Source organism: Robertmurraya siralis, assembly GCF_005502275.1.
Taxonomy (GTDB): Bacteria; Bacillota; Bacilli; order Bacillales; family Cytobacillaceae; genus Robertmurraya; species Robertmurraya siralis.
On sequence record NZ_SWLZ01000009.1, the window covers coordinates 70440 to 91875 of the forward strand.

Sequence of the window (21436 nt, forward strand, 5' to 3'; positions counted from 1 at the left end):
GTGATGTTATTTTAGCGGTTTCTGAAGTCAGATGCAAAAAAGAAAAGCCAATTTTGAAAGTTCTCATGATAAAAGTGGATAAATGAGCAATTTAAATGCTGATTTTTCTCTATAGGTCATTTGTCGATCATCTTCAAAGCTGTTCGCTAGCTGATCTTCACCTAAACAATCTTCTTTCCAAAAATTTCATAAGCAAAATATCCAAATAATAAACCTATTCCAGCACCAATATTGATGGTGAATAATAAAGAGAGCGGAGAATACATGCTAATAATTGCACCAAGAGCAGAACCAAACATCATACCAAGTGGAATTAAACTGTCTAATAAATTTTGAGCATTTTTTGATTTCTTCTTACTCAAAGTACCTTTTTTATATTTGTGCTTCATTCTGACCACTACAAATATTGCAATCCCACCCACAATTATTAGAGGGAGTAAAATATTCCCGATTTCCAAAACGAATCCCACCTTAGCTCCCTCCTTTATTTTAATTGACTCCATCTTAACATAACTACTTGGTGAAAATTTGATTGTTAGTTAAATTCTTTCACAATCGTTCGTCTGCTTATAAATGCCAATATATTTGACAAATATCGGATCTTGTAAAAGTTTGTGCTTATGATTCCTTTATGAAACTAACTTTGCTCGGTTCCTCAAGAACTTTTTTTCTGCTAAGTAATCAAAAGAGCCTCCCTCGATATTCTTGGCCCGATAACTGTTTACGATCAATGGAGGACGTACCGTGCCAGAACTTGATACTCTATAAAAAAACCCATAGACAATACTTGCTTTGTCTACAGGTTTTCAACGCTCTCATCCAATTAGTTTTGGTAAAAATATAATCAATCCGATGATAATTGACAGTAAAGCATAGACCATGACTGCTCCAGCAGCAACGTCCTTCGCTTGTTTGGCCAATGGATGGTAGTCGTTCGTCGCCAGATCAACTAACCTTTCTAACGCTGTGTTGATTAGCTCTAACGAAATAACTCCGCCCACAGCGATTAATATGAATAACCATTCTAAAGCTGTGATCTTTAGAATAAATCCTGTTCCGATAACAAGAATAGAAATCAACACATGAATTCTCATATTTCTTTCTGTCATTATGGTATGCTTTATTCCCTCAAAGGCATAGTAAAAAGATTGGAGGACACCTTTCGCTTTGAAGGGGCGCTTACCTCTGTAATCCGTATTCATCTAAAATGACCCTTTGTCGAGCAAACATTTTTTTCTCGTCCTCTTCATTCTCGTGATCATATCCTAATAAATGAAGGAGGCCATGCACTGCAAGAAAGCCAATTTCCCGCTCAAAGCTATGGCCATATTCGCCTGCCTGCTCGTGTGCTTTTTTAATCGAAATAATGATATCTCCCAACACTCGAGGAAGTTCGTTTCCACTTACTTGAATTTCTCCTTCTCCGATCTCTTCTAAGGCAAAGGAAATCACATCTGTAGGATAATCTTTACCGCGGTACTCACGATTTATTTCTTGAATTCTTTCATTTGTCACAAATGTAACCGAAAGCTCACTCCCCGATTCCACCATTTCTTTGCTCGCTGCGAATTGTAATAAATCTTCAAGCTGTTCGGTCAGCTTCTCCCCTACTTCATTCGTTTCATCTAAAAAATCAATATTCAAACTCATGCTTGTTTCACCTTCTGTTTTGTCATTTCTGGATACTCGATGCGAGAATGGAAAATCCCTTTCAATGTTTCACATAACGTATTGGCTACTATTTCTAATTCCTTTAAAGTTAGATCACATTCATTTAATTGTCCATCCTGCAAGCGATCAGCAATAATATTACGCACTAAACCTTCAATTTGTTCAGGATTCGGACTTGCCATGGAACGGACAGCCGCTTCGACGCTATCAGCAATGCCTATGATAGCCGTTTCCTTCGTTTGGGCCTTTGGACCGGGATAACGATAATCCTTTTCTTCAACCTCCAATCCGTTCTCTTTTGCTTTATGGTAAAAGAATTTCAATAAAGTCGTACCATGGTGCTGTTCTGCGATGTCAACAATTTCCTTTGGAAGCTTATACTTACGTAAAATCTCCGCACCATCAGTTGCATGCGCAATAATTATATTCTTGCTCGTCTGCGGAGGCAAACGATCATGAGGATTTTCGATATTCATTTGATTTTCTATAAAGAATTGCGGTCTATTTGTCTTGCCAATATCATGATAATAACAGCCTACACGTGCTAAAAGTCCATTTGCCCCTATTGCTTCACAAGCTGATTCCGATAAATTCGCCACCATCACACTATGATGATAAGTACCAGGTGCCTCCGTCAATATTTTCCTTAATAATGGATGATTAGGATTTGACAGTTCAATTAATCGCATTGTCGATAAAATTCCGAAGCCCGCTTCAAAAAATGGTAAAAGCCCAATCGTTAATACTGCGGATGCAATCCCCGAAATAAATGCAGCTACAAAATAAAATGTGTACTCAAGTGCATTATAGTGAGCATTTTGCATAAACACTAATGCAAATATAACCATTAAATTAATTGAGGAAATAAACAAGCCCGCTTGCAAAATTTTCGATCTTTGATTTTGCTTACTTAAAAATAGGATGCCTGCAATTCCACTGCAAAGCAAGTAAATCCCCACATGAAAATTTAGCGCCGACGTCACTCCTTCATTGAAAATGATCGTTGCACAAAGAGAAATTGATACTGTCCATAAAATGGCAAGGCGCTCATCAATTAATATCTTTAATAGCATTGCACCCATCGCAACAGGAAATACATAACCTATTTCCGAGTATTCAAGCTGAATAAGGCTTATTCCCTTTAATAATACAATGGAGAAAATAAAAATAATGCTAAAAAGCAAAAGATAATTTTGCCTCGTTTCTCGCTTAAGCTTTAGTTCGTAAAAATAATAATATAAAGCTGCCAACAAAATAATAATAAACAAGCCAAGGCCGATAAATGGAAGAAATGACTTTTCACTATCCAACAAGCCAACAAGTTCTAACTGACGATAAATCTCCGGATTGATGAGCTGATTTTCTTCAACAATAATTTGCCCCTGCAAAATTTTCACAGGCTCCACACTTTCTCTTGCCTGTTGTCTTAGCTCCTGTGTTGCTTCGACATCATAAAATTCATTTTGCATGATGGCATAACGCCCAAGTTCAATAACAGCATTTTTTAAATTACTTTCTAAGTTCGTATATCTTAATTCATCTTCCACCCTTTTTTTAGCATTCTCAATTTCATCGGCGGGAATTTTATTTTTCATAATATTATTAATTGCTGTTATCGTTAAATCCTTGGCAATGGAGAGGTCTGCTGTCGATGCCGAAATGAGGGCTGTAAAAGTTGCGTCGGATACATCATTGGCAACGTCTTCCGTCAAATGCTCCTTCAGCATGCCAATCTTTTCGCTTGTCGTTACCGGTTGTGTTGGATCTCCTGCATCGTCAGTACTTTTATTAGCAGCGCCCTCTTCTGTTTCCGTATTATTTGGCGCCTCTAACTCCTTTTTTACAGCGATCGAAGAATCAAAAATCGAGGTAATGAGATCGACTCGGTTTTCGTTAATTTCTTTTTTTAGCACATAGACATCCGCTACTTGCTCTTCTGCAGCTTCGCGCTTCCTTTCTGTGCTTTCTCGATCCGAGACCGTCACCGGCGACCGAATTGCTTCAGTTGCAACAGAAAAAAGGGTTAAATTCAGCTTTTCAGGCTTAACATTACTATACATGACGAGGTATAAAACAAAGCCCAAAATTAGGAACAGTGCTACTCTAAAGAATGAAATATCTAATAAATTGCGAATTTTGGCCAATTGTCGCTGAAATTTCTCCATTTTAAAACTTCCTCCTACATCGTCAAAGTAATGTCAGCAACAAATACTCACTCGTTTTTGATGCTTAAACAAATATCGCCTTATTTATATGTATATGGTTGTTATGAGCAAAAATAAACATGATTATTGTCATAAAATAGTTCCAAATGTATGGAATAGCCACTCACTTATGAAAATGATAACAGGTTTCCTTCCAAGTTTCACCTATATTTTCTAGTTTTCACGATGAAAAAAGCCGTTTGGAAGGTCCAAACGGCTTAGTAGTCAGCGATTTTAAGTTTCATATGCTTGGATAATTTTAGCAACTAACGGATGCCTTACAACATCAGATTGCTCAAGATGAACCATCCCAACTCCTTTTACATCTTGCAATCTTTTTTCTGCTTCTACAAGCCCTGATTGAACTCCTTTCGGGAGATCGATTTGTGTTTTATCACCTGTAATAACCATCTTTGATCCAAATCCAAGGCGAGTTAAAAACATTTTCATTTGTGCATTTGTCGTATTTTGAGCTTCATCCAATATGACATACGCATCATCAAGTGTTCTCCCCCGCATATAGGCCAAGGGAGCAATTTCTATCGTTCCTCTGTCAATCATTCTTCCTGTATGTTCAGTCCCTAAAATATCATGTAAGGCATCATATAACGGTCTTAAATAAGGATCTACCTTTTCTTTCAAATCGCCTGGTAAAAAACCAAGGCTTTCACCCGCCTCAACAGCAGGACGGGTAAGAATAATTCGCTTCACACTGCCATTTTTTAAAGCATGAATCGCCATCACAACCGCTAAATATGTTTTCCCTGTTCCCGCAGGTCCAATCCCAAAAACAAGATCATGCTTTTTCATCGCTGCAATATACTGCTGCTGCCCAAGGGTTTTAACACGGATTGATTTACCCTTTGCATTTTTTGTAATTTCTTCTTCATAAATATCCTTAAAATAATTAAGCGTTCCCTTTTTTGCCATTTGAATAGCGTACATGACATCGCGACCGGAAATGTTGATTCCCTTGCGAATGACATAGAGCAGCTGTTCAATGATGTGAGAGAAGAGCTCTACATTATTTTCATTCCCAGAGACATGAACCGTTTCGCCTCTAGTAATAATTGATACGTTTAACTCAGCTTCCAAAATTTTAATATTCGCGTCCGAATTACCGAGTAAAGAAACCGCTTCATTTGGGTCTTCTAATTGTACTTTAATAGTTGTTAATTCTTCTGTCATTCCGACTCTCCTTGAATGATGGGATATGATTTTGCAATATTCTCGATCACTTGGAAATGCATTGATAAATATACTTTACCATTCTGGATTGTTTGGCGCAAAACTTTTTCTCCCTTAATAGTAGCATCTTCAGGTAAGCCATTTTTTATATCTGTTCTTGCCATTTCTTTCGCTGCTTCAATTGCCTCGTTCTCTTTGTATAGTCTTGTTATATGTTCACTCTCTCGAAACGTATCCTCAATATAAGTTATTGGCAATTCCCATTTTAAAAATTTAAATTTTTTCTCTTTCTTTTCTTTTTCAAATGTCTTATAGCCATGGTCTTTAAAACCCCAAATCGGAATGGAGAAATCCGCAATTTTTAGATAATGCTTCCTTAGTTCATTGCCATTAAACACTTGAAAGCTGCTTTTTAAAGGTAAAATCACTTCAGATTTGTACCAAATTTCACCATATACTTTCCCCTTGGCTGAAACAGACTTTGTTTGTCCTTCCTTCCCAATTTGTCCTGATACTAAAAGCTGTCCAGGTTTCACGTGATCATGGATATCGACTTTTGGCTGTCCTTCTTCAATAAACATATCCACAATTACCGCTTTTTTTGCTGCTACTAAATTTTGTGGCCCGAGTTTTTCAGGCTCCTCCGGAACATTTTTTTCGACCACTTGAAAATGATAGGTTGTCCCCTGCAACTCGACACCAACCCATGTAACCTCTTCAACCGCATTCATTATAGCTCGCTGAATACCTTCCGGTTCCTCAACGAAGAACTGTAATTGCCCTTTTTTTAGTCCAATGGCATCCAATTCCTTCCTAATTTTATGCTCTGTAGCCGGATCAGCCCCATTTATTTCGATGCCCCAGATCATATTCGATAAAAGGAAAAGTACCGTTAAAAAAAGAACTGCACCGACAAAAAAACCACTGTTCTTAAAGAGACGTCGAATTAAAAACGGAAGGCCTGTCCTCTTTAAAAATTTCACCTTACATCCTGAATTCCTTACTGCCTGCTTCAGCTCTTTCATATCTTTCAATGACATTTTAAAGGTCATTGTCTCTAATCCATGCTTTTTAACGTCCCAAATTAAAACTCCATTCCTTGTAAGACGATTAATGAACCTTTCTAAACCGGTTCCCGTTGCTTTTACAGTAACAATTCCCCAATAAAAATAGATCCAATGATTTCTCATATCTTTGCCTCCCGCACTTCTTTTTAACAGAAAGGAAATCACCTAGAGAGATTTCCTTTCCCCATTTTTCTCAACCATTTATTCCTTCAAAAAGACAACTTGATCAATTTTTCCTTCCAGAAGGATCTCTTCCGGAAGAATCGTTTTTATAACAAATGCCTTTCCCTTTACTAATAATTGCCCATGCTTTAAAAGCAGTCTAACTTCCTTGTCAGAAAATGCTATTAATCCCCGGTGGTTCTCAATGTATATATGAATTTGACCGATCATCGTTATTCGGGGTAGGTCCATCATGACATCTTGAGGAAGCTCCATTTGCGTTGTCATCCAGCTTTTTATGCGATGTCCCCACTTTTTTGCCATAAAAAAAGAACCCCCTTTCATCTCATATTTATGAGATGAAAGAGGGTTCTAGCACTTCTTTTTATCGCGAGCGAAAGTTCATGGAGCGATGAGGCTTTTTCGCTCTTGGAGGACCAAGTATTTCAGACCAAATAATAGCATCTGCCAGTTTTTCTCCTTCAACTTTGAAAGTACGGCTGCTTTTGGAAACACTATCCATCAATGGATGTGATTGTCCATTTATACGACTTTGTGTATTCATTCTACTTACTTTTTCAGCATACTGCTCCTGCTGTTTTTTCAAAGCGGCAATTTTTGCCTCTGCCTCTTTTTTTGTATCCACATATTCATTATAAATCGGCTTGGCTGGAGCCTCTTCTACAAGCTCTCTAAATACCTCTGCCATCGGATTCGAAGGAGGAGGGTTTTCAGTACTTGTCGTTGAAGCTTGCCTTGTAGGTCTCTTATTCGTTGGCTGTTCTTTGTTTGTCTTAAACATCGACGAAATGATCCCTAAAAGGATAATGAGTATAAAAGGGTTTTCTAATAAGAATTGCAAGAGAGGCTACCTCCCTTCTTTAATTAGGAGCCGTTTTATCTTTCTGGCACTTCATCTAGTCGTTCTTTTTCCCTTTTTCGTCATCCGTTATTTTACCGATCGAATCTCTCATATCCGTATCTGCTGAAATATTTTGGATGTTCATGTAGTCCATTACACCGATGTTTCCAGATTTAAGCGCTTCTGCCATCGCAAGTGGTACAGTTGCTTCGGCTTCGACCACTTTTGCTCTCATTTCTTCGACACGCGCCTTCATTTCTTGCTCCTGGGCTACCGCCATTGCACGACGTTCTTCTGCCTTTGCTTGAGCAATTTTCTTATCCGCTTCAGCTTGCTCTGTTTGTAACTCAGCTCCGATATTTTTACCGATATCAACATCCGCAATATCAATCGAAAGAATTTCAAAGGCTGTTCCAGAATCTAAACCTTTTGATAATACAGTTTGAGAAATCATATCTGGATTTTCTAAAACCTTCTTATGGTCGTCTGAGGAACCAATTGTTGAGACAATTCCCTCACCAACACGGGCTATAACAGTTTCTTCACCCGCACCACCGACAAGACGCTCAATATTCGCACGAACGGTGATTCTCGCCTTTGCTTTCACTTCAATCCCATCCATCGCCACACCGGCAATAAAAGGAGTTTCAATTACTTTCGGATTTACACTCATTTGGACAGCCTCTAAAACGTCACGTCCAGCCAAGTCAATCGCAGCACAGCGTTCAAAAGAAAGCTCAATATTCGCTCTTTGTGCTGCAATTAATGCATTTACAACTCTATCAACATTTCCTCCAGCTAAATAATGACTCTCCAGCTGGTTCGTTGTCACATCGATCCCCGCTTTATGAGCTTTAATTAGCGGATTAATTACCCGGCTTGGAATTACTCTTCTTAATCTCATACCAATAAGAGTAAAGATACTGACCTTTACACCTGCTGCAAGTGCTGAAATCCACAGCATTACTGGTACAAATGTTAGTAGCACGGCAATCAGGATAATACCGATTACTACTGCCACTAATAAAAAAATCGTTGGTGCATCAATAGGCATATTGTTTCCTCCTTAAAGCTATTCTTTATTTAAATTTGGTATTTCTCGAACAACAATTCTTGCTCCTTCTACTTTGACAATTTTAACATTTTTATTTTTTTCAATGAATGCCCCTTCACTAACTACATCAAGGCGTTCATCTTCAACTACTACGGTCCCAGATGGTCGCAATGCAGTTAGCGTTTGACCAACAAGACCGACAAGCTCTGTTCTCGTTTCATTTGATACATAACCGCTCTCCGTATTTGTTGAATCTGTTAAAACAAGCTTCTTAAATATTTTCATCTTTTTACCAAACACCTTTATCATTAAGATAGAAGCTAAAATTGATACACCAATGGCGATTAGTAAAGAGATTCCCATGTAAACCACATTATCAGTGGCCAGGAATAAACTCGCCAATATGGAAATAAACCCAATTATTCCTGCTACCCCACCCGGAAGGAAAAACTCCAGGATGATAAGTCCTATCCCAAGAACGAATAAAATCAGCGTCTCATAACCTGCTAGACCTGCCACTAAATGACCGTAAAAGAACAGTAAGAGGGCAGAAATCCCCATAAAACCTGGGATACCAAAACCAGGTGAATACAGTTCTAATATAAGCCCTAGACTCCCTACAGAAAGTAAAATAGGGATGACGACAGGATTCGTAATAAATCTTGCCAATTTCTCAGCGAAACTTTCTTCAATAGTACGAATTTCTGCGTTTGGGTATCCAATCTTCACTAAAACTTCATCAATTGAGGCGACAGTACCTTCTGAATATCCGACCTCAAATGCCTGGTCAGACGTAAGTGTTAAAAGCTTTCCTTTCGGAGAGCCAAGCTCAGGTAAATCGACATCCGTGTCTGCCATTGCTAGCGCGTAAATCGGATCGCGACCGTTTTGTTCAGCTGCTCCTTTCATCGCACTCAGCCAATAGGATTGGGCTTTTTGATCGGCTGCATTCCCTTCTGAATCAATAATTGCTGCAGCCCCCATCGTTGCTCCAGGTACCATATATATCTCATCTGTGTTTAATGAAATAAAGGCCCCTGCAGACAAGGCATCTTTATTAATAAATGAGACCGTTTTAAGAGATGTTGACGTAAATAATTTCCCAATTTCCCCTGCTGCATCAACCGCACCACCAGGTGTATTTATTTCAAAAATAATCGCTTTCGCATTTTCCTTCTCCGCAGTTTCTACTCCCCGCTTTAAGAAAGATGACAAGCCTTTCTCAACAGAATTTTCGATCGGTACAACGTAAACTACATCATTGTCAGCTTTCCCGTGAAATGGCAGTGATAGGATGATGAGGGCTGCTAGAAAAGAAAGGAGCGTAACTACCCTTCTGAGCCTCAAATGGCTTTGCACAATCTTCCCCCCTCTCATATATAACGATAGTAATCAATACGGATGAAAGCATGAAAAGGTTTCAAAAATTCGTTACTTTTCTCTTTATACTCTACCACAATTAGGTCAAATAGTTTAATCAATTGCGCCCATTTAACGAAATATCTCTTAAACTAAGTAACAATATATCTCAGGTATGGAACAAATGCAAAAGCAAATAGGAGCTATTGTCTATTGATCGGGCCAAGACTGCACTTTTGGACTGTAAAAACTTATATGAAGTGGCAAACAATTTGCGCGGATAAGTCAACGAGAATTTGCGGCGGTCAAACATTCATTTAAATCGTTCGTACTATGCTAAATTCAAGCGAAGAGCGTAAAAAGACCATAGAGCACGGGCCCTACGGTCTTTAATACGCTTATGAAAGGTGTTGTTGTACAAGTTTATTAACAAGTGATCCATCTGCTTTGCCTTTTACCTTCGGCATAATCGCAGCCATCACTTTTCCCATTTCAGCTTTTGAAGTAGCACCTACTTCTGCAACTGTCTCTTGGACAATTTTAGAAATTTCCTCTTCAGATAGCTGCTTAGGCATATATTCTTCCACATACTGCAACTCAGTACGAATTTTTTCAACTAGGTCCTCGCGGCCTGCTTTGTCAAATTCATGGAGGGAATCCTTGCGTTGTTTTACTTCACGAGAAAGGACTGTTAACTCTTCATCCTCGGATAACTCGTGACCAAGCTTAATCGCTTCATTTTGCAAAGAAGCCTTGACCATCCGAATAACGGAGAGTTTGTCTTTTTCTTTGTTTTTCATCGCCTGCTTCATATCCTGATTCAAACGCTCGAGAAGACTCATTACTTACACCCTCTCTTACCACTTACGTTTTCTTGCAGCTTCAGACTTTTTCTTACGCTTTACGCTAGGTTTTTCGTAGAATTCACGCTTTCTAGCTTCTTGTATAGTACCCGATTTAGATACAGTACGTTTAAAACGACGAAGAGCATCTTCAAGTGATTCGTTTTTACGAACAACAGTTTTAGACATTCTCTTTCCCTCCCTCCGAACACAACACACTTACACTACATGAAACCATGTACTTTGCAATTATAATATAATGACGGGGCAAGGTCAACAGTATTCGCTCCTATTACCACACGACTCCTATTTTAACCTTTGTTGAAAAAGCTAATTGTCGTATTTTGTTGTAATTAGTATCATTATAAATTCCTCATTACAAGAAATATAGGCATGCTTGTCTTCTTCACGCCATAGAGTTTATGGAAAGGGTGATAAGCTTGTTTAATATTTTGGTATTTATCTTTTTTATTATCTTGTTTCTCATTGGGATGACTGTTTTAAGAACAGGCTTGTTTAATGCATCTGCCTCCTCTTCAAAACAATGGTTAATTAAACTTACCAATACCCCCTTTAGGGGAATGCTTGTTGGAACTGTTGTTACTGGGATCCTGCAATCAAGTTCAGCCGTTATGGTAATGACAATTGGCCTTATTGGAGCAAAAATGCTCACCTTTAAGCAGTCAATCGGCATTATTTTAGGAACGAATATAGGCACGACTTTTACAACTGAATTCATTACTTTCAACATCAATTCCGCCATAGTTCCGATTGCGATAGCAGGAGCGATTCTCGCATTAGTGAAAAAAACGATCCTTAAAAGCATTGGATTCGTTTTACTTGGATTGGCCCTCATTTTTTCAGCTATGAATGGATTTGAACTTATTGCTACACCAATTGCCGCATTGCCATGGATAAACGAGTATACTTCAATGCTTAATCAAAATCACTTTGCGAGCATCGTTGCAGGAATGATCATAACCATGATTATTCAATCAAGCACGGCAACAACTGGGATTGCAATGGGATTTTTAAGCAGCGCTGTAATCGGAATTGATGCTGGAATTGCCATAATGCTAGGAGCCAATATTGGTACCTGCATTACTGCCCTTCTTGCCAGCATTGGCGGAGGTAATGAATCAAAGCTCTGTGCCTATGCCCATATATGGTTGAATCTTCTTGGAGTGATATTGTTCTATCCATTTATTCCTTACTTATCAAAACTCGCTCAAATACTTGCAACACAGCCAGATGTCCAATTAGCTCATATTAGTTTGATCTTTAACTGCATTTCATCCATTATCGCTCTACCTTTTGCTAACAAAATAGCCGACATAATGTTGAAATTTTATCAGAAATAAAAAAGATTGAGTGAATCCGCTCAATCTTTTTTTAAGGCTTTGCTGTATGTCCTTGTTCATTATTGGCTCATTTTCTCTCTTATTCCATGAGACCAAGAGTTCACATGAAATGAAGAAATAATCAATTTCTCAAAATATTGTTAGAACCTAGCATAATTCGACTCTGTTAATAATCGGAGTTTGAAGCTAATCCTTGTACAATTGCAATGCCAGAGCTTGCACCAATTCTTGTCGCCCCAGCGTCAATCATATTTTTTGCGTCATCGGCACTTCTTACTCCTCCAGATGCTTTTACGCCAATATTCGGTCCAACAACTTTTCTCATAAGGCGAATATCTTCAATCGTTGCTCCTCCCGTGGAAAACCCGGTTGATGTTTTCACAAAATCTGCACCAGCTTTGACAGATAATTCACAAGCAGTTACTTTTTCTTCTTCAGCAAGTAGAGATGTTTCAATAATTACTTTAGTAAGTGCCTTACCTTTAGCCGCTTCTACAACCGCACGAATATCCGCTTCTACTAAATCAGTATCACCACTCTTTAAAGCACCGATATTAATTACCATATCCACTTCTGTTGCCCCGTTATCAATCGCATTCTTCGTTTCAAATGCTTTTGTTTCGGAAGTAGCTGCCCCTAACGGAAAGCCAATCACTGTACAAACCTTGACATCGGTACCATCAAGAATTGCACTTGCATAGCGGACCCATGCAGGGTTCACACAAACAGAAGCAAATCCATATTCCTTTGCTTCCAAGCAAAGTTTTTCAATTTGCTCTTCTTTCGCATCCGCTTTTAATAATGTATGATCAATATAGTTGGCAATGGTATGTTCCATTTTTTCAAGCCCCTTTCCAATAACATTAAGTTGTACGTACCTCTCTCATCATATCATTGAAGCTTTTCTTTTTCGAGCTTATTTTTTGTCATTTTCACAAAAATAACCGATCACCTTTTTAAATGGACATTAAAGTTTCCCTAGCTTTTTTGCCATTTAGAAAGCACCATATTCGTCATCATTACTCCAAAAGCTTGCAACGGTAAATTTCTATGAAAAAATCATACAAATTGAGAACGTCAGATTTTAGCACTTAATTTTAGAAAGAATACAGCAGCTATTTTCCTATACATTGCTTCGGAAAAACAGGGAACAATTAAAATTTATTTGTTGCTGCGAAACAAATGAGCTTTCCTTCATGCCCATCGCCGACCAAACTATCGTGAAAAAATACCTCCAGTTAAATTGGCTGAAGGAGGAGACGTGAAGTTTGATAGGCAAAAGCTCCTGTTAGACGCACCAAAAAATGGACAGAAAATAAAAAGATGTCCAAAGGTGTAGAAGTTGGGACATCTTTTTATTTTAACGATTATACTGCTGTTTCTTGGACATCCAAATCATTTAATACGCGAACAAATTGGCCTTCATTATATGGATAGCCAGCCTTTTCAATCTTTACTTTAACAATTTTTCCAATCAGGTCTTCAGTGCCTTTGAAAACGACTTTTAAATAGTTATCTGTATATCCTTCATACATCTCACCATTTGGATCATCCTTGAATTTTTCTTCAGGTATCACTTCAAGAACTTCATTTTCAAATTGGGAAGCATACTCTTTCGCTAATTGATCCGAAAGCGCGATGAGGCGATGAACTCTTTCATTTTTCACATCCTCATCTACTTGATCCTCCATTCTTGCTGCTGGCGTACCTGTTCTTTTAGAGTATGGGAACACATGAAGCTCAGAGAATTGATGTCTTTTGATAAAATTGTAAGTTTCCATAAACTCTTCTTCTGTTTCTCCCGGGAAACCGACAATCACATCTGAGGTGACCGCGAGACCGGGAAGTACTTCCTTTAAACGCTCTAATCTTTCCGCAAAGAATTCCATTGTATACTTACGACGCATTCTTTTTAACACCGTATTTGAACCAGATTGGATTGGAATGTGTAAATGTCTGACAATGACATTTGATTGATCGATGACATCAATAACTTCATCCGTAATCTGACTTGCTTCAATGGAAGAGATACGAAGGCGCTTCAATCCTTTTACCTGATCTTCTAAATCTCTTAAAAGGGATGCGAGATTGTAATCCTTCATGTCTTCTCCATACCCACCTGTATGAATCCCGGTTAAGACAATTTCTTGATATCCAGCATTCACCAACTGCTGTGCTTGACGGATAACTTCTTGTGGATCACGTGATCTCATGAGTCCACGCGCCCAAGGAATGATGCAGAATGTACAGAAATTATTGCAGCCTTCTTGAATTTTCAAAGAGGCTCTAGTACGGTCTGTAAAAGCAGGCACGTCTAATTCTTCATAAACGCGATTTTTCATGATATTTCCGACGCCATTAATCGGCTGACGTTCCACCTTATATTGCTCAATATACTCAAGCATTTTCACCCGATCCTGAGTACCGACCACAATATCTACCCCAGGAATCGCCATGATTTCTGCTGGTGAAGTTTGTGCATAACAGCCTGTTACACAAATAACTGCATCAGGATTCTTTCTAATGGCACGTCTAATCACTTGCCGGCTTTTCTTATCTCCAGTATTTGTAACAGTACATGTATTAATGACATAAACATCCGCTCGGGATTCAAAATCTGTTCGGTCATAGCCCTGCTCTTTAAATAATTGCCAAATGGCCTCTGTTTCATAATGATTGACTTTACAACCTAATGTATGAAAGGCAACTGATGCCATTTATCTTCACCCCATTAATTCAGTTTGAAAAGAAACAGCAGCTAATGCATACAATGGTGCTGTTTCTGTTCTTAAAATTCTCGGACCTAAACTACAAGAAAGGAAACCAGCATCATTTAACAGAGCTATTTCTTCCTCTGTTAATCCACCCTCCGGTCCAAATATAATGAGAATGGATTGCCCCGCTTTCATTTCTTTTAATACAGAGGAAAAAACGGATGCTTCCCCTTGCTTCGCACTTTCTTCATAAGCCACCAATTTATAATCATAATTTTCACTTAACTCGACTAGTTTTTTTAAGGAAATTGGCTGGTGTACTTCTGGCCGTATGTGACGATGGGATTGTTCGGCCGCTTCCTTTGCAATCCGATTCCAGCGTTCAACCTTTTTAAATGCCTTTTTTTCATCCCATTTCACAATGGAGCGAGATGCAGTAAAAGGGATAAACTTAGCTGCCCCTAATTCCGTCCCTTTTTGAATAATCCACTCCAGTTTATCCCCTTTGGGCAGACCGCTCGCAATGGTCACCTGTATCGGCATTTCAACAGAAGCTTCTTCCCATTTTACAACTTTTGCAACGACTTGTTGATCGGTAATTTCTTCTATCCGACAGAGGGCACTTTTGCCTTTGGTAACACAGTAGATTTCATCATCCACTTGCAAACGCATTACCTTGACAATATGATGGCGATCATCATCAGAAATATAGAAACGATTATCTTCGAAATTTCTCACAAAATATCGCTGCATTTTAAGCACCTCTTAACTAAATTCGTTTTGCAATGAACGCAACCCAATCTTCCATTTGAATGGTTTCAACAATTTCAAACCCAGATGTAATCATTGCTTCTTTAACCTCTTGCTTCTTTTGCAGGATAATTCCAGATGTTATGAAATATCCGTTTTGTTTTACAATCCGTGCTGCATCATCTGTAAAACGCAGAATGACTTCAGCAAGAATATTAGCTACCACTACATCAACAGGTCCTGTGATCCCATCAAGCAGGTTATTTTGAGAAACAGTTGCTCGATCGTGGACCTTATTAAGTTTAATATTAATTCTGGCTGAATTGACAGCCACTTCATCCAAGTCCAGTGCTTGTATTTTTTCTGCTCCTAACAAACCAGCAGCGATACTTAACACACCGGAACCCGTTCCCACGTCAACAACATGATCACCTTGTTTGACCGTTCTCTCGAGAGCCTGTATACACATGACCGTTGTTGGGTGGGTTCCTGTACCAAAGGCCATCCCAGGGTCTAATTCTATAATGAGCTCATCGCTATGAACAGGCGTATACTCCTCCCAGGTAGGAACGATGGTGAATTTTTCTGAGATCTTTACAGGATGGTAATATTTTTTCCAAGCTGTTGCCCATTCTTCTTCATTGACTTCACTAATCGTAACAGTATTTTTCCCAATATCGATATTGTGAAGAATTAGTCCATTAATTGCTTCTTTAATCTCTTCAACTGTTTCGCCTAAAAAGCTATTAACTGGTAAATAAGCTTTAATAATTACTCCCTCTTCAGGGTAGTCGTCAGGGTTCAATTGATAGATTTCACCGAAGTGGTCTTCCCTCTCCTTCTCAAGCTCAAAAGGATCCTCAATGACAACACCAGAGGCACCTGCTTCATGTAAAATATTTGAGATCGGTTCAACCGCCTCATTTGTTGTATGAATGGCAATTTCAGACCACTTCATTCTACCAACTCCGTTTCCTTAAACTCCGATAACACTGTATATTACTTGCGTTATTCACCTTTAAATGCTCTTTTTACCTTTGAAAAAAAGCCTTCTTCTTGATCACCTTGAGGGACTTTTCCACTTATTTCGGCAAATTCCTGTAGCAATTGCTTTTGCTTTTCAGTCAACTTCGTTGGTGTGACAATTCGCATTATAACGTGCTGGTCACCAACTCCATATCCCCTTACATTAGGAACTCCTTTTCCACGAAGACGGAATTTAGTGCCTGTCTGTGTACCTGCTGGAACCTTAAGCTTTACTTTGCCATGCAGCGTTGGCACTTCTATCTCATCACCAAGAGCTGCCTGAACAAACGTGATCGGCATTTCACAATAAATATCATCCTCATCCCGCTCAAAGAATTCATGGGAGCGAACATGAAATACTACATATAGATCCCCAGCTGGACCGCCGTTAATGCCAGGCTCTCCTTGTCCTGATACTCTTAGCTGTTGACCGTCATCAATTCCAGCGGGAATTTTGACATGAATTTTGCGACGTTTTTTCACTTTCCCTGTGCCGCCACAAGTTGAGCATTTATGCTTAATTTCTTTGCCTGTACCGCTGCAATGATGACAAACTCTTCGGTTTACTATTCTTCCAAAAGGAGTATTCTGCTCTACATTTAATTGACCGCTACCATTACAGTGCTTACAAGTTTCCGGCTTCGTTCCCGGTTTTGCCCCACTTCCGTGACAAGTATCACATGTCTCTTCACGTGGAATTTCGATGTCTGTTTCTTTTCCAAAGACTGCTTCTTCAAAAGAAAGCGTCATCGTATATTGAAGGTCAGCACCTTGCCTAGGAGCATTAGGATCACGACGTCTGGAACCACCGCCGCCAAAAAACGTTTCAAATATATCCTCAAAGCCACCGAAGCCGCCGCCCCCAAAGCCTCCACCACCGAAGCCTTGATTTGGATCAGTGTGACCGAATTGGTCGTATTGTGAGCGCTTCGCATCATCGCTTAATACTTCATACGCTTCCTTAACTTCTTTAAATTTTTCGTCCGCATCCGCCTCTTTATTAATATCTGGATGATATTTTTTCGATAACTTTCGATATGCTTTTTTAATTTCGTCTTTAGAGGCGGATTTGCTTACTCCTAAGACTTCATAATAGTCTCTTTTACTCAACCTTACCACTCCCCGAATCCATTCGCATAAAAGTTATTTTAACACTCAAACTTGTAGAAGTGCAAATAAATCTATCACTAGGACCTTACATAGAAAAAGCCAAAGTCATAAAGACAGTGACTTTGACCTTTCTATATTCTATATTCAATAACTAATTCGATGCTTGTCGCCGATGGACGAGCACTCTCCGCTTTTCTATTTGTCTAGCTTCTGCGGCTAAACCCTCGAGACACTTCAGTCCAGACGCAAAAGTCAAAAGTGCGACTTCCACTTCTGGCCTTCCAGTGCTTGTCGGGTTTGTTCAAGCCGCATCCGCTTTTCTATTTATCATCTTTGATTTCTTCGAATTCAGCGTCTACAACGTTGTCGTCTTTAGGAGCAGCACCTGCTTCTCCTTCAGCTCCCTGTGCAGCCTGTGCTTGCTTGGCAGCTTCCTCGTAAAGCTTAACAGAAAGGTTTTGAACGATTTCTTGTAGTGCATCCTTTTTCGCACGGATTTCATCAAGATCATTCTTTTCAATTGCTGCTTTAAGTGCATCTTTCGCTTCTGTTGCTTTCGTTACTTCCGCTTCATCAACTTTACCTTCAAGATCTTTTAATGTTTTATCTGTTTGGAATACCAATTGATCCGCTTCATTGCGTAATTCCACTTCTTCCTTACGCTTTTGATCAGCCTCTGCATTTGCTTCAGCCTCTTTAATCATTTTATCGATTTCATCATCAGATAGACCTGTTGAAGATTTAATTGTAATTGCTTGTTCCTTGTTGGTTCCAAGATCTTTCGCACGTACATTTACGATACCATTTTTATCGATATCAAATGACACTTCAATTTGTGGAATTCCACGTGGTGCTGGTGGAATATCTGTTAATTGGAAACGTCCCAGTGTTTTGTTATCAGCTGCCATTGGACGCTCTCCTTGGAGAACATGAATGTCAACTGCTGTTTGATTATCAGCAGCGGTAGAGAATACTTGTGATTTAGAAGTTGGAATCGTCGTATTGCGTTCAATTAACTTCGTAAAGACACCACCCATTGTTTCAATCCCAAGTGATAAAGGTGTTACGTCTAGTAAGACAACATCTTTAACATCACCCGTGATCACTCCACCTTGAACAGCTGCACCCATTGCAACTACTTCGTCTGGGTTTACTCCTCTATGAGGTTCCTTACCAGTTGCTTTTTTAATCGCTTCTTGCACAGCTGGGATACGAGTAGAACCACCGACAAGAATAACTTTATCGATATCAGCAGCTGTAAGACCTGCATCTTGTAACGCTTGACGAGTCGGTCCCATTGTTCTTTCAACGAGATCTGAAGATAATTTGTCAAACTTAGCACGTGATAATGTGACTTCTAAATGAAGTGGACCTGCTTCACCAGCGGTAATAAACGGTAAAGAAATTTGTGTAGAAGTTACACCAGATAGATCTTTCTTTGCTTTCTCAGCTGCATCTTTTAAGCGCTGCATAGCCATCTTATCTTTTGAGAGATCAATGCCATTCTCTTTCTTAAATTCCTCAACTAAATAGTCAATAATAACTTGGTCAAAGTCATCTCCGCCAAGACGGTTATCACCAGCAGTAGATTTAACTTCAAATACGCCGTCTCCTAATTCAAGGATCGATACGTCAAACGTACCACCACCAAGGTCATACACTAGAATCGTTTGATCTTCTTCCATTTTATCTAAACCGTAAGCAAGTGCAGCAGCAGTAGGTTCGTTAATAATACGCTCTACTTCTAATCCAGCAATTTTTCCAGCATCCTTTGTTGCTTGACGTTCTGCATCGTTGAAATATGCTGGTACTGTAATAACTGCTTTTGTAACGGGCTCACCTAAATAATCTTCAGCATAAGATTTTAAATGCTGTAAAATAATAGCTGAAATTTCTTGTGGTGTATATTCTTTTCCTTCAATCGTTTCTTTATGAGAAGTTCCCATATGACGTTTAATAGATAGGATGGTATTAGGGTTTGTAATCGCTTGGCGCTTTGCTACTTCTCCCACTTGACGCTCGCCGTTTTTAAATGCCACGACGGATGGAGTTGTGCGATTTCCTTCTGGATTTGGAATTACTTTTGGTTCGCCACCTTCAAGAACCGCTACACAGGAGTTTGTTGTTCCTAAGTCGATACCAATAATTTTGCTCATGTTATTAGCCTCCCAATTTTAATATGTAAACACTTTTTCTCTATTTTTTACTGATTAACTTTAACCATTGCTGGTCGAATGACACGATCCTTTAATACATATCCTTTTTGAAATTCTTCCACGACAATGTTCGAATCATATCCCTCTTCCGCAACCTGCATAACCGCTTGATGGAAATTCGGATCAAACTCCTTCCCTTCCGATTCAATCACTTCTACGCCTTCTTTCTTTAAAGCATCAAGAAGACTGCGATAAATCATTTCCATGCCTTGGAGCAAGGATTTCGTCTGTTCATGATCGGTCTCCACATTCAATGCACGTTCAAAGTTATCCAATACAGGCAGAATATCAGAAATTAAATTTTGTGCTCTATATTTTTGCGCCGCTTCATAATCCAATCTAGCTCGACGGCGAGAGTTTTCGAAATCAGCTTGTAATCGAAGGTAGCGGTTTTCTTTTTCTTCCAGCTCTTTTTGCAGAGCTGCAAGCTGCTCTTCTAGCTTTGTAAGTTTTTCTTCATCAACAGAGGATGAATCTTCAGGTACTTCCTCTTTCTCTTCATCAATTATAGGTTCAATTTCTTCTTGAATATTTTGTTCTTCGTTGGTAGACACCGCTTCTTCCTCCAGTGTGTTTTTTTCTTCAGCCAACGTTTTCACCTCCCTTTAAAGTAGACACCGACTAAATCTGTCAGCTAACATCTATGTAAATCAAAAAATAACAGCAACGCAAGGAAAAGGGATGGAATTGCTTAATTCCACCCTTTATCAATATTTCCAGCACTACTTACTTTGATACAGCTTTGTTAGCACTACCGATAAATCGTTGCTAAAAAATTTTAATAAACTTATAACTCTTGAATATTCCATTCGAGTTGGCCCTAAAATAGCAATCGTACCTAATTGTTCAGTTCCAATTGAATAAGTGGCGGTGATTAAGCTGCAATCATCCATTGCAGAATTGCCATTTTCCTTCCCAATTTTAACATTAATACCAGAAGGATTTTTTCGAATGATATCATACATATCTTCCTCATGTTCAATCATTGTCAACAGGTTTTTCACTTTACTAATATCATGAAATTCCGGTTGACTGAGCATGTTCGTTTTACCACCAAAAAATAATTTTTCATTTGTTGGAATTTTCAACGTTTCTACCAGTGAAGAAAACATCGAATCATAACTGCGAATATGCTGCCGCAAAACAAGAGCTACTTCCTTGTAGATTTTTCCGTTTAATTCCTCAAGTGGGACACCTGTAAGCCGTTCATTCAAAATATTGACAAGCTTCTCAATATCACTAGAATCAATTCCAATCGGTAGATGGAACATCTTATTTTCTACATGCCCAGTATCTGTAACAATAATGGCAATCGCTGTTTCATCGTTCAAAGGGACAATTTGAATTTTCTTTAGCTTGTTCTCCCTCACTGCTGGACCAAGAACTATAGCAGTATAATTTGTCAACTCTGATAAAATTTGTGCAGATCTTTGAACAATCTTCTCTAATTCATATATTCTCTCCGTAAAAATTGAACGTACAGAGTTCACATCTTTTGTATCAAGTTTTTGCGGAGATAGCAAATGATCTACGTAAAATCTATACCCTTTCTCGGATGGAATTCTCCCCGATGAGGTGTGTGTTTTTTCCAGAAAACCGAGTTCTTCTAAATCTGCCATCTCGTTTCGAATTGTAGCCGAACTAAACTGTATTTCTTCCTTCTTCGACAAGCTTCTCGAACCAACTGGTTGAGCAGACCGAATAAAATCATCAACAATCACTTGGAAAATTAACAATTGACGATCTGTTAACACTTTATATCACCTCTGTTAGCACTCCTTTATATCGAGTGCTAAATCTATTATTAAATTATCAAATATCAGGGGATCGTGTCAATCATTTAAGCTTTT

21 protein-coding genes are annotated in these 21436 nt (G+C 38.9%); 1 reads left to right on the top strand and 20 read right to left on the bottom strand.

Annotated elements, in window-relative coordinates:
* Positions 1-161: 161 nt before the first annotated feature.
* The 12 genes from FCJ93_RS12745 to rpsU form a co-directional block, all read right to left on the bottom strand.
* Positions 162-503, bottom strand: a complete 342-nt coding sequence (locus FCJ93_RS12745) for a hypothetical protein (RefSeq protein ID WP_373315018.1) — start codon at positions 501-503, stop codon at positions 162-164.
* A 312-nt stretch (positions 504-815) separates the two neighbouring features.
* Entirely contained in the window at positions 816-1202 is a 387-nt protein-coding gene (locus FCJ93_RS12750; protein WP_137743853.1) for a diacylglycerol kinase family protein, read from the bottom strand.
* Positions 1180-1650, bottom strand: coding sequence for an rRNA maturation RNase YbeY (gene ybeY, locus FCJ93_RS12755; RefSeq protein WP_095306860.1), 471 nt, complete (start codon positions 1648-1650; stop codon positions 1180-1182). The genes FCJ93_RS12750 and ybeY overlap by 23 nt, the downstream gene beginning before the upstream one ends.
* Entirely contained in the window at positions 1647-3836 is a 2190-nt protein-coding gene (locus tag FCJ93_RS12760; RefSeq protein ID WP_095306861.1) for an HD family phosphohydrolase, read from the bottom strand. Before FCJ93_RS12760 ends, ybeY begins: the two co-directional genes overlap by 4 nt.
* A 273-nt stretch (positions 3837-4109) precedes the next feature.
* Entirely contained in the window at positions 4110-5063 is a 954-nt protein-coding gene (locus tag FCJ93_RS12765; RefSeq protein WP_095306862.1) for a PhoH family protein, read from the bottom strand.
* Entirely contained in the window at positions 5060-6253 is a 1194-nt protein-coding gene (gene yqfD, locus FCJ93_RS12770) for a sporulation protein YqfD (RefSeq protein WP_095306863.1), read from the bottom strand. Before yqfD ends, FCJ93_RS12765 begins: the two co-directional genes overlap by 4 nt.
* Before the next feature lie 78 nt (positions 6254-6331).
* A complete protein-coding gene (gene yqfC / locus FCJ93_RS12775) occupies positions 6332-6616 on the bottom strand; it encodes a sporulation protein YqfC (protein ID WP_095306864.1) in 285 nt (94 codons plus the stop codon).
* Positions 6617-6677: 61 nt separating this feature from the next.
* Positions 6678-7154, bottom strand: a complete 477-nt coding sequence (locus FCJ93_RS12780; RefSeq protein WP_095306865.1) for a hypothetical protein — start codon at positions 7152-7154, stop codon at positions 6678-6680.
* Between the two features lie 55 nt (positions 7155-7209).
* A complete protein-coding gene (gene floA, locus FCJ93_RS12785) occupies positions 7210-8208 on the bottom strand; it encodes a flotillin-like protein FloA (RefSeq protein WP_095306866.1) in 999 nt (332 codons plus the stop codon).
* Between the two features lie 18 nt (positions 8209-8226).
* Complete coding sequence (locus tag FCJ93_RS12790; protein WP_095306867.1) at positions 8227-9567, bottom strand: NfeD family protein; 1341 nt, start codon at positions 9565-9567, stop codon at positions 8227-8229.
* A 398-nt stretch (positions 9568-9965) separates the two neighbouring features.
* Positions 9966-10409 carry a GatB/YqeY domain-containing protein gene (locus FCJ93_RS12795; protein WP_095306868.1) on the bottom strand — a complete coding sequence of 148 codons (444 nt, stop codon included), beginning with the start codon at positions 10407-10409 and terminating at the stop codon, positions 9966-9968.
* A gap of 15 nt (positions 10410-10424) precedes the next feature.
* Complete coding sequence (rpsU, locus tag FCJ93_RS12800; RefSeq protein WP_019154564.1) at positions 10425-10598, bottom strand: 30S ribosomal protein S21; 174 nt, start codon at positions 10596-10598, stop codon at positions 10425-10427.
* A 242-nt stretch (positions 10599-10840) separates the two neighbouring features.
* Here rpsU and FCJ93_RS12805 point away from each other — a divergent pair, with 242 nt between their 5' ends.
* Complete coding sequence (locus FCJ93_RS12805; RefSeq protein WP_408014798.1) at positions 10841-11770, top strand: Na/Pi symporter; 930 nt, start codon at positions 10841-10843, stop codon at positions 11768-11770.
* Positions 11771-11936: 166 nt separating this feature from the next.
* On the opposite strand, the gene deoC is transcribed toward FCJ93_RS12805, so the two are convergent.
* The 8 genes from deoC to hrcA form a co-directional block, all read right to left on the bottom strand.
* Complete coding sequence (gene deoC / locus FCJ93_RS12810) at positions 11937-12608, bottom strand: deoxyribose-phosphate aldolase (protein ID WP_095306870.1); 672 nt, start codon at positions 12606-12608, stop codon at positions 11937-11939.
* Positions 12609-13137: 529 nt separating this feature from the next.
* A complete protein-coding gene (gene mtaB, locus FCJ93_RS12815) occupies positions 13138-14487 on the bottom strand; it encodes a tRNA (N(6)-L-threonylcarbamoyladenosine(37)-C(2))-methylthiotransferase MtaB (protein WP_137743854.1) in 1350 nt (449 codons plus the stop codon).
* Between the two features lie 6 nt (positions 14488-14493).
* The gene (locus tag FCJ93_RS12820; protein WP_095306872.1) at positions 14494-15237 is read right to left on the bottom strand and encodes a 16S rRNA (uracil(1498)-N(3))-methyltransferase; all 744 of its coding nucleotides are present in this window, start codon (positions 15235-15237) and stop codon (positions 14494-14496) included.
* A 16-nt stretch (positions 15238-15253) separates the two neighbouring features.
* A complete protein-coding gene (gene prmA / locus FCJ93_RS12825; RefSeq protein ID WP_095306873.1) occupies positions 15254-16192 on the bottom strand; it encodes a 50S ribosomal protein L11 methyltransferase in 939 nt (312 codons plus the stop codon).
* Positions 16193-16242: 50 nt separating this feature from the next.
* Positions 16243-17370, bottom strand: a complete 1128-nt coding sequence (dnaJ, locus tag FCJ93_RS12830; protein WP_095306874.1) for a molecular chaperone DnaJ — start codon at positions 17368-17370, stop codon at positions 16243-16245.
* Positions 17371-17690: 320 nt separating this feature from the next.
* Entirely contained in the window at positions 17691-19526 is a 1836-nt protein-coding gene (dnaK, locus tag FCJ93_RS12835; protein ID WP_137743855.1) for a molecular chaperone DnaK, read from the bottom strand.
* 47 nt (positions 19527-19573) lie between these two features.
* On the bottom strand, positions 19574-20176 hold the full coding sequence (gene grpE, locus FCJ93_RS12840) for a nucleotide exchange factor GrpE (protein WP_095306876.1): 603 nt from the start codon (positions 20174-20176) through the stop codon (positions 19574-19576).
* A 132-nt stretch (positions 20177-20308) separates the two neighbouring features.
* On the bottom strand, positions 20309-21340 hold the full coding sequence (gene hrcA, locus FCJ93_RS12845; protein ID WP_095306877.1) for a heat-inducible transcriptional repressor HrcA: 1032 nt from the start codon (positions 21338-21340) through the stop codon (positions 20309-20311).
* Positions 21341-21436: the final 96 nt, after the last annotated feature.